This window comes from Gemmatimonadaceae bacterium (assembly GCA_019752115.1).
In the GTDB taxonomy this organism is placed as follows: domain Bacteria; phylum Gemmatimonadota; class Gemmatimonadetes; order Gemmatimonadales; family Gemmatimonadaceae; genus Gemmatimonas.
On record JAIEMN010000061.1, the window covers coordinates 1 to 9,364 of the forward strand.

Annotated in this window: 7 protein-coding genes and 1 other RNA gene; 6 read left to right on the top strand and 2 right to left on the bottom strand. The window is 68.0% G+C overall.

Annotated elements, in window-relative coordinates; all coding sequences use genetic code 11:
• Positions 1-203 precede the first annotated feature (203 nt).
• The 5 genes from K2R93_19980 (at position 204) to ffs (ending at position 4,433) form a co-directional block, all read left to right on the top strand.
• Positions 204-1,625: a class II fructose-bisphosphate aldolase gene (locus K2R93_19980; GenBank protein MBY0492131.1), complete on the top strand. Its 1,422-nt coding sequence runs from the start codon at positions 204-206 to the stop codon at positions 1,623-1,625.
• A 164-nt stretch (positions 1,626-1,789) separates the two neighbouring features.
• Entirely contained in the window at positions 1,790-2,218 is a 429-nt protein-coding gene (locus tag K2R93_19985) for a YtxH domain-containing protein (protein MBY0492132.1), read from the top strand.
• Positions 2,219-2,318: 100 nt separating this feature from the next.
• On the top strand, positions 2,319-3,173 hold the full coding sequence (locus K2R93_19990; GenBank protein MBY0492133.1) for a YihY/virulence factor BrkB family protein: 855 nt from the start codon (positions 2,319-2,321) through the stop codon (positions 3,171-3,173).
• Entirely contained in the window at positions 3,170-4,213 is a 1,044-nt protein-coding gene (locus K2R93_19995) for an aminotransferase class I/II-fold pyridoxal phosphate-dependent enzyme (protein ID MBY0492134.1), read from the top strand. The genes K2R93_19990 and K2R93_19995 overlap by 4 nt, the downstream gene beginning before the upstream one ends.
• 123 nt (positions 4,214-4,336) lie before the next feature.
• Positions 4,337-4,433, top strand: an RNA gene (ffs, locus tag K2R93_20000) — signal recognition particle sRNA small type.
• Between the two features lie 78 nt (positions 4,434-4,511).
• On the opposite strand, the gene K2R93_20005 is transcribed toward ffs, so the two are convergent.
• Positions 4,512-7,229: an EAL domain-containing protein gene (locus K2R93_20005; protein MBY0492135.1), complete on the bottom strand. Its 2,718-nt coding sequence runs from the start codon at positions 7,227-7,229 to the stop codon at positions 4,512-4,514.
• Positions 7,230-7,241: 12 nt separating this feature from the next.
• Positions 7,242-7,952: a hypothetical protein gene (locus K2R93_20010; GenBank protein MBY0492136.1), complete on the bottom strand. Its 711-nt coding sequence runs from the start codon at positions 7,950-7,952 to the stop codon at positions 7,242-7,244.
• 185 nt (positions 7,953-8,137) lie between these two features.
• Here K2R93_20010 and dnaX point away from each other — a divergent pair.
• On the top strand, positions 8,138-9,364 hold a 1,227-nt coding region (gene dnaX, locus K2R93_20015), incomplete at its 3' end, for a DNA polymerase III subunit gamma/tau (protein ID MBY0492137.1).

A 9,364-nucleotide genomic window follows, 5' to 3' on the forward strand; every position in this document is an offset into this window, starting at 1 on the left:
GGCCGCGCGGCCGGCCGTTCGGGCGCGCGCCAGACGACGGCACCGGCCCCGAACCGCCGGCCCCAGCCGGCCTCGGCGCCCTTGCCGCAGCCCTCGTCAGAGTGGGAACTTTCCGGGGATGATTCACCACGCCCGGACGAGGTTGGCGCCGGCGCCTTCTGACACGCCCGGCATGGTCTGCGGGCGGCCTCCCCAGACTCCACATGTCCGAATCGACGATGAACCCGGCGCTGCTGCTCGGCGGCGCCGTCAGTGTCACTGATGGCAAGGTGCAGGTCCACAACGAAGCGGCTCTGGCGACCAGCCAGCTCGATGCGCTGGTCCACCAGGCCGTTTTCGGCGCCACCGAAGCCGAGCGCGATCTCGCGCGCTGGGTGATCTGGGAAGTCGGCCAGACGGTCGGCGTGCGGGCCGCCTCGATCCACGACCTCTACATCGCCCGCGGCCAGGGCAAGTGCGCCGGCTTCACGGTGCCCGCGATCAACGTGCGCGCGATGTCGTACGACACCGCCCGCGCGATTTTCCGCACGGCCAAGCAGATGGACGCCGGCGCGTTCATTCTCGAAATCGCGCGCTCGGAGATTGCCTACACCGAGCAGCGTCCGGCCGAGTACGTGTCGGTGATGCTCGCCGCCGCGCTGCGCGAAGGGTTCCGCGGCCCGGTGTTCATCCAGGGTGACCACTTCCAGGTCAACCACAAGAAGTTCGCCGCCGATCCGGTCACCGAAGTGAATGCGGTGAAGGCGCTGGTCACCGAAGCGGTCGCGGCCGGCTTCTACAACATCGACGTGGACACGTCCACGCTGGTTGACCTCTCCAAGCCCAACCTCGACGAGCAGCAGCGCCTCAACTACGAGGTGTGCGTGGACATCACGCGCTTCGTGCGCGCCGCCGAGCCGCAGGGTGTCACCATCTCCATCGGTGGCGAGATCGGCGAAGTGGGCACCGAGAATTCCACGCCGGAAGAGCTGCACGCGTTCATGCAGGGCTTCAACCGCACCCTCGCCGCGCAGGCGCCGGGGATGGCGGGGCTGTCGAAGATCTCGGTGCAGTCCGGCACGTCGCACGGCGGCGTGGTGCTCGCCGACGGCTCGATCGCCGATGTGGCGCTCGACCTCGATACCCTCGAGACGCTGTCGAAGCTCGCGCGCGATGACTACAGCATGGCGGGCGCGGTGCAGCATGGCGCCTCCACGCTCCCCGACGGCGCCTTCAACAACTTCCCCAAGCGCGAAACGGCCGAGATTCACCTGGCCACGAACTTCCAGAACATCATGTTCGACCACATCCCGGCGGAGCTGCTCGCCGAGATCTATGCGTGGCTCGACGTGAATGCGAAGGACGAGCGCAAGGCCACTGACAGCGACGCGCAGTTCTACTACAAGACCCGCAAGAAGGCGATCGGCCCCTTCAAGAAGCGTCTGTGGGCGCTTCCCGAAGAGATCCGCGCCAAGCTCGGCGCCGCCTACGACGCCAAGTTTACGTTCCTCTTCACGCAGCTCGGCATGGCCGGCACGCGGAAGTTCGTGGAGCAGTTCGTGCACGCGCCCGTGCAGCACCGTCCGCTCCCGACCGGCGCGTCCACCATTGTGGCGGCGCCGGACGACGCGGACCTGTCGGACTGAGCTGGACGCGGAACTTCAGCTGGTGAAGTGGACTCTAACCGATCAGTCGTGGGTGTCGAGTTCTAGGTCGCGTGTTCTGGGTTTACCCACGACCCACGACCAAGAACCCGGAACCCGCAACTGATCGGTTCAGCCCACCACCCCACACTGTCTTGGAGGTACCGATGTCCCGTGATGCGTACGACGACGACCGCGTGGTCGTGGTGGATCGGGGTCGCGACAGCGGCCTCGGCATGCTGCTGTTGGGGCTCGCGATCGGCGCGGGGGCGGCTCTGCTCCTCGCGCCGGCGAGTGGCCGCGAAACGCGCGAGCGGTTGCAGCAGGGTGCGCGTCGCGCGAGCAAGCGCGCCCGGGAATTCGCCGAAGATATGGGCGAGGACCTTACCGAGCGCGTGGGGCGGGTGAAAGAGCGCGCCCGCGATGCCGTTGGCACGCGCGCCGACGCCGTGCGCGATGCGGTGGAAGTGGGCCGCGAGGCGGCGCAGCGGGCCCGCGCCGACCTGGAACGCAACCTGGCCGACGCCAAGTCTGCCTACGCAGACCGACGTCGCTCGACCGAGCCCACCGCTGCCGACGACGCGGGCGAGGGTTGAACCCTGGTGGGACATTGTCCGCCGCGTCTGGAATCAGAGCGCGGAGGACAATGTCCCGTTTCTCGCGGGTGGGCTGGCGTTCAACATCCTGCTCGCGCTCGTGCCGTTCACGCTGCTGCTCATCACCGGGCTGTCGTTCCTGCTCGGCAGTGGCGCGGAGGAGGCCGCCAGGACGGTCACGACCCTCGTCGAGCGCCTGCTCCCCAGTGATGCACCCTCCGCCGGGGAGCTGCTCCGCGGCGTGATCGCCGACGTGCTCAGCACCCGCGGCACCGTCACGGCGTACTCCGCCATCACCTTCGCGTGGTTCTCGACGCGCCTGTTCGGATCACTGCGCAGCGTGCTCGCGCTCTGCTTTGACGGCTCCGATCGCGGCATCGTGGTGGGGAAGCTGTTCGACTTTGCCGCCACCATCGTGGCGACGGTCGCGGTGGTCGTGTACGTGATCCTCTCGACCTATCTCGATCTGGCCACCACGCGCGGGGTGGCGCTGCTCCGCGAGACCGGTCTGCGTGAAGACGCCATGAGCGGCGTGGGCTACGTGATGGGGCGGGTGTTGGCGCTGAGCGTCGTGCTGGCGCTCTTCTATACGCTCTATCGCGCCCTGCCACGCCGCCGCCCGCCGCGTCGCGCCGCACTCGTGGGCGCTGCGTCGGCCACGATGCTCTTTGAGCTGGCCCGCCACGTCTTCGGCCTGGTGGTGCGCCACTTCGATCCCAGCTCGCTCTATACCGGGACGATCGCCGCCATCGTAGCCGTGGTGTTCTGGACCTATTACAGTGCCTTCCTGTTCCTGATCGGCGGGGAACTCGCGCAGGCGGTCGATCTGCGGCGTGGCGAACTCGCCGCCCTGCAACAGGCGGCGGCGCCCGACCGGGATCTGGTGTCGCGCCCGACGCCGCCGAACGTCTCCACCACGCCGGCCAAACCCTCCGCCAAGAAACCCGCTCGATGACTGCCGTGGCTCCCTGGCTCGATCTCCGCAGCGACACCGTGACCCGGCCCACTCCCGCGATGCGTCGCGCGATGGCCGACGCGGAAGTCGGTGACGATGTGCTCATGGACGATCCCACCACCAACCGCTTTGAAGCGGTCGTGGCCGAGCGACTGGGCAAGGAGGCCGCGCTGTTCTTCCCGAGCGGCACGATGGCCAATCAGGCCGCGATCTGGGTGCTCTCCACGCCGGGCACTGAGATCTATGTCGACGCCGAAGCACACATCGTGCACTCCGAAGTGGCGGGCAGTGCCGCGCTCGCCGGCGTGCAGGTGCGCCCCGTGCGCGGCGCCGGGCTGGTGATGACCGCCGACGAGCTGGACGCATCGGTGCGGTTGCCCACCGCCGATGGCGCCGATCCGTCGCTCGTGTGCGTCGAGAACACGCACAACGGCGCTGGCGGTGTCGTGTCCAGCCTCGACACCATTCAGCGCTTCGCTGCGGTGGCGCGCCGGCGCGGCTTGCCCATTCACATGGATGGCGCGCGGTTGTGGAACGCCGCCATTCGCAGCGGGACGTCGCTCGCCGACTTCGCCAGTGCCGTGGACACGGTCATGGTGAGCTTCTCGAAGGGCCTCGGGGCGCCGGTCGGCGCCTGTCTCGCCGGTTCGCGCGACGTGATCACGCGCGCCCGCAAGGTCCGCAAGCGCTTTGGCGGCGGCATGCGCCAGAGCGGCGTGCTGACCGCGGCGGCGCACTATGCGCTCGAGCATCACTATGACCGCCTCGCCGAGGATCACGAGGCCGCCCGCTATCTCGGCACGCTCGTGAACGGCGTGGCCGGCGCCACCATCGTTCCGCCGGACTCGAACATCCTGATGATCGATCTCCCCCGCGCCGTCGCGGCCGACGTCGCCAAGCGCGCCGCCGAGCACGGCGTCCGCCTGAGCGTCTGGACCCCCAGTCGCGTGCGGGCCGTCACGCATCTGGACGCGCCGATGGAGAAGGTGGCCAAGGCGGGGCCGATTATTATCGACGCGATTGGGGCGGCGCTGAGCTGATCGGTGATGGGTCTCGGGTTCTAGGTCGTGGGTGTCGGGTCAACCCACAACCCCACACCAAAAACCCCAAACCCCCAACTGATCAGTTCAAAAGCGAGCCCCCCGCACTTAATATCCTGTTGCTCCGGGTCCCGGAGGGCGCAGGCCCGCCAACCCCGTCAGGACCCCGAAGGTAGCAGCGGCACGTGGAGTCCTACGTCGCTTCGTCAGGCCCGGAGTATCGCGCGCGGCAGGTGGCAGCAGCCAACCTCCGCGCGCGATTTTTTTGCCCCGTTGCCGGCGTGGACGAGGGGCGCGTTCAGGCTGCGTGGGTGGTGCGGTCGGTCAGGCTCAGGACATCGCCCGCGAGAGGCTCCAAACCGCCCGTCACCAGCATGTCGGCAAAGGCACGGGCGGCGAGCGGACGCGAGAACAGGAAGCCCTGGCCGAGCAGGCAGCCGAGCTGCTGCAGCATCTCGACCTGCCGCATCGTCTCGATGCCTTCGGCCACCGTCGCCAGCCCCAGCGCATCACCCAGCGCGAGAATGGCGCGCGCGAGCGCTTCGTCGCTGTCGGCGGTGCCGAGCTTGTCGACGAACGCCTTGTCGATCTTCAGAATGTCGATCGGGAACTGCTGCAGGTACGACAGCGACGAGTAGCCCGCTCCGAAGTCGTCGATCGCAATCGTGATCCCGAGCCCCTTGAGTTCGCGTAGCACCCCGATCGCCGCCTGCGTGTTGTGCATCATCACCGACTCGGTGATCTCCACGGTCAGGAGCGCGGGATCGAGACCGGAGTCGGTCAGCGCCGTTGCCACATCCTGCACGACCCCCGGGTCCTGGAGGTGGCGCCCAGACAGGTTCACACTCACGTGCAGATCGGCGACGGCCCCATTCGGCTGGCGCCAGCCGGCGGCGTCGCGGCAGGCGGCGTTGAGAATAAAGCGACTCATCTCCACCATCAGGCCGGCCTGCTCGGCGATCGGCACGAAGCGCGACGGCGGAATCATGCCGCGAATCGGATGCATCCATCGCACCAGCGCCTCGGCGCCCAACACCTCGCCGGTCCGGAGGTCGAACTGCGGCTGGTAGTGCACCTGCAGATCGTTCTGCTCGAGTGCGCGGCGCAGGTCGGCTTCGAGATGCAGGCGCTCGGCCACCTGCTCGCGCATTGACGCCTCAAAGACCACCACCCGTCCGCGTCCCTCGCCCTTCGCGACGTACATCGCCACGTCGGCGTCGCGCACCAGGTCGTCGAGCGAGACGCCAAGTTCTGCCACCGTGACACCAATGCTTGCCCCGGTGAACACTTCGCGCCCTTCAATCGTGAAGGCCCGCGTCAGTTGATGCAGTAACCGCTCACCGGTCTCGATGCACTCCTTCGCCGAGGCATCCTCCAGCAGCACCGCGAACTCATCGCCGCCCAGGCGAGCCACGGTATCAGCGCCCCGTACCGCGCCCTGAATGCGGCGTGCTGCCTCGCGGAGCAGGGCATCGCCCGCCGCATGGCCCAGCGTATCGTTCACGATCTTGAAGTGATCCAAGTCGATGAACAGCACCCCCAACTCCATGCCATTGCGCTGGCGACGCTCGAGCGCGTGGCCGACACGGTCGGAGAAGAGCACGCGGTTCGCGAGTCCGGTCATCGGATCGTGAAACGCCTGCCACTCGAGTTTGCCCTCGAGTTCCCGCCGCTCCGTGACGTCACGCAGGTTGATCACCAGCCCGTTGATGCTATCCGTGCCGACGTGGTTGGTGCACACCACCTCCATCCAGCGCCAGCCGCCACCGCCGTGCTGGACGCGGCACACGAATGTCTCCTGTGCACTCGGATGCTGCAGCAGGCGGCCGAGCAGCAGCTGGGCATTATCCACGTCGTCGTCGTGCAGCAGGCCGAGCCCGTCCGTGCTCACCAACTGCTCCGGCGTCATCCCCAGGATGCGCTGGGCCGACGGGCTCACGAACCGAATCGTGCTGTCCACGTCGAGGATCATGATCAGATCCGATGCGTGGTTCACGAGCGCCGCCAATCGACTTTCCGCTTCGAGGCCCACCGCCAGCTTGTCGAGACGGTTGATCTCAGTGTTCACGACGGCCTGACGCACCAGAATGACCACCAGCAGCGAAAGCATCCCGATGGCCACCCCGCGCGCCGGTGCGAACTGCTCGCGCTGGACCAAGTCCACGAACAGCACGCCAACAAGGGCGATCGACGCGTACGGCAGCCAGGCCATGCGCGGGGCGCGCGACTCCTCGGGCATCGAGGTGTTCGTGAGATCGCGCGCCTTGATCGCTGCGAGGGTCACGAACGCGTACCAGCCGATCCACCCGCTGTCGGTGATCATCGAGACGAGGTGCTCGTCGGCGATCACCGCGCGGGCATAGAGCACGTCGGCCAAAGTCTTCACAGCGATCGCCGCCGTGATCAGCTTGATGATCGTGACCGATCGGACGTTGGTCTGGCGCGACCACAGGACGATGGCACCCGTGAGCAGCATGATGTCGCTCAGCGGATACGCGATGTTCACCGCGTCCGATAGCCAATGGGTCAGGGAGTCCGGCGCGCTCTCGAGCGGCGAGACCCAGTAAAACACCGTGCCCATGGTGATCGCGGCGACCACCGCGTCCATTTGCACGCGCCATCGTTCAGCGGTGGTCGAACCGAGACCGGGAAAACGCGCCAGCGCGCGCAGCGCGAGCGGCGAGAAGGCGAGATAGGCGAGATCCGCCACGCTCAGCGGCGGCCGCTCGCCCGTCGCGAAGGCGATCAGGGCCCAGATGGCGTCACCGGCCCACCAGGCACCCGTCGCCCACATGAGCCCGCACCAGGCGCGCCGATGCTCTTCGTCGACCTCGGCGTCACGGGACGCCTCATACAGCGCCCACAAGGTGGGGGCGCCGATGACCAGATAGACGACGTTGAGCGCCACCTCCCGCGCCGCCTGGCCCGGCCAGTTCGCCAGCATGGCGACGCCAAACATCATCGCGCAGACGAACTGCGCGATGACGAACCGGCGGGTAAGGAGCGACGCGGTCATGAGGGGCGCGGCTTAGAAGGCGCGGCCGGTCGAGAAGTAGGGACCGGCGTTATGGAAGGCAGCGTTGCCAACGCTGTAGCCCACGGTGAACCAGCGGCTCGACGCCGTCGTGTAGGTCACGGAGCCAGTGCGGTAGCCGTAAAAGTTCTGCCCCGACAGCCAGCTGCCGGAGACGCGCACGGGGCCCACGGCTTCCCAGCCGCTCACGATCGCCCCGCGACGAGCATCGGTACTCGCGACATCACGTCCGACCAGCGTATAGCTCCCCACGGCGACCGCGCCGGCGGCTTTCTCGGAATGGTTAAGCCACTTGTCCACGGACACGAAGGCTAAGCCGTAGCTATCGATGCCCCTCTGGACGGCTACGAGCGACTGCCCACCGGCCGAGAGCGTCACATGATGCACGGTATCGCTGAAGGCGCGCCATTTGAGGCTTGGCTGGAGGTAGCTCGGCCCCCCATTCACCTGGTGACTGTAGGCGGAGAGCCCGAGCCCCGTTTCGAGACGATGCGCGAAGCCGTGGTACACGCGGGGATTGAACCACACCCAACCGCCCGACGCGCTCGGGGCGACGTACGACAGCATGTCGAGGGCAACTTGCGAGTGACCCGGACCGGTCAGATCGCCGTCAAAGGTGGATTGGGCCGGCAGCGATGGCGTCATCGCCAGGAGGGCCGCGGCAATAGCCGACAGGCCCCCGCGTCGCATGGAGAGCACGGGCACGACAAAAGACTCCGCGTGGCGGGAATGGATGAGCTCGTTCCCTGCGAGTCTCGACGCCTTGTCCCTACTCCTTAGTCCATCGTTTCTCCACCGGCACAAGCATCACGCCGCAGGCCCGCGCGGCGGACGCCGTCGATCCCCGGGGCCCGGACCCGTCCCTCAACCACCCCCGCTATCTTTCCGGCATGTCGCTCGCCCTCGCCCGGAAATACCGCCCGCGCAACTTTGCCACGGTTGCCGTGCAGTCCCACGTCGCCAACACCCTCAAGGGGGCCATCGCCCGCGACCGGGTGGCCCACGGCTACCTCCTGTGCGGCCCCCGCGGGACCGGCAAGACGACCCTGGCGCGTGTGCTGGCCATGGCGCTCAACTGTGAGCGACGCGGCGAGCCCGAACTCGCCGGCGAGCCCTGCGGCAGCTGCTCCAGCTGCCAGCGCATCTGGTCCGGGAGCGCGTCCCTCGACGTCGTGGAAATCGACGCCGCGTCCAATCGTGGTGTCGACGACGCCCGCGAGCTCCGCGAGCGCGCCATGTACGCCCCCTCCGGCGATGACCGCTACAAGGTCTATATCGTGGACGAGGCGCACATGCTCACGCGGGAAGCGTGGAATGCGCTCCTCAAGGTCCTCGAGGAACCACCGCCGCGGGTCGTGTTCGTTTTTGCGACCACGGAGCCGCAGAAGATCGCGCAGGCCGCTGCGCCCGTGTTGTCGCGCCTCCAGCGTTTTGACCTCAAGCGCATCGGGCCCGCCGAGATCCGCGAGCGTCTCGCCGCCGTACTCACCGAGGAGCACGTCCGCTTCGAGCCCGACGCGCTGGGGATGATCGCGCGCGCCGCCGACGGCGGCCTGCGTGACGCGCTCTCGCTCACCGACCAGGTGCTCTCCATCGGCGAAACCGCCGAGGTGACCGCCGAGCGCGTGCAGTCGGCGCTCGGACTCGTTGCCGACGAGGAATACCTCGCCATTCTCGACATGGTCGCCGAGCGGCGAGCGGCCGATGTCTTTCCCGCGGTGCAGCGGCTCGCCGATGCCGGCGTGGACTTCGTGCTGGTCCTCTCGGGGCTCGGCGATCTGCTGCGCGCGCAACTCGCGCTCGCGCTCGGTGGCGTGCCGCCGGAGTTGCCGGAGCGGTTGCGCGCCGCGCTCGATCAGCGCAAAGGCCGAGTGGCCGCCAACGACTTGCTGCGCATGCTGCACGCGCTGCTCGAACTCGAGCCGATGTATCGGCGCAGCGGGCAGCCGCAGTTGCTGCTCGAAACGCTGCTGGTGCGCTTCGCCCTGCTCGATCGCACGGTGGAGCTCGAAGAAGTGCTCAAGGGCTTCGGTGGCTCCGGCGGCGAAGATCCGCCGCCGCGTCGGGTCGCCCATGAACCGCGCGTCGCGTCGGCGCACGCGCTGCCGCCGGCCCCG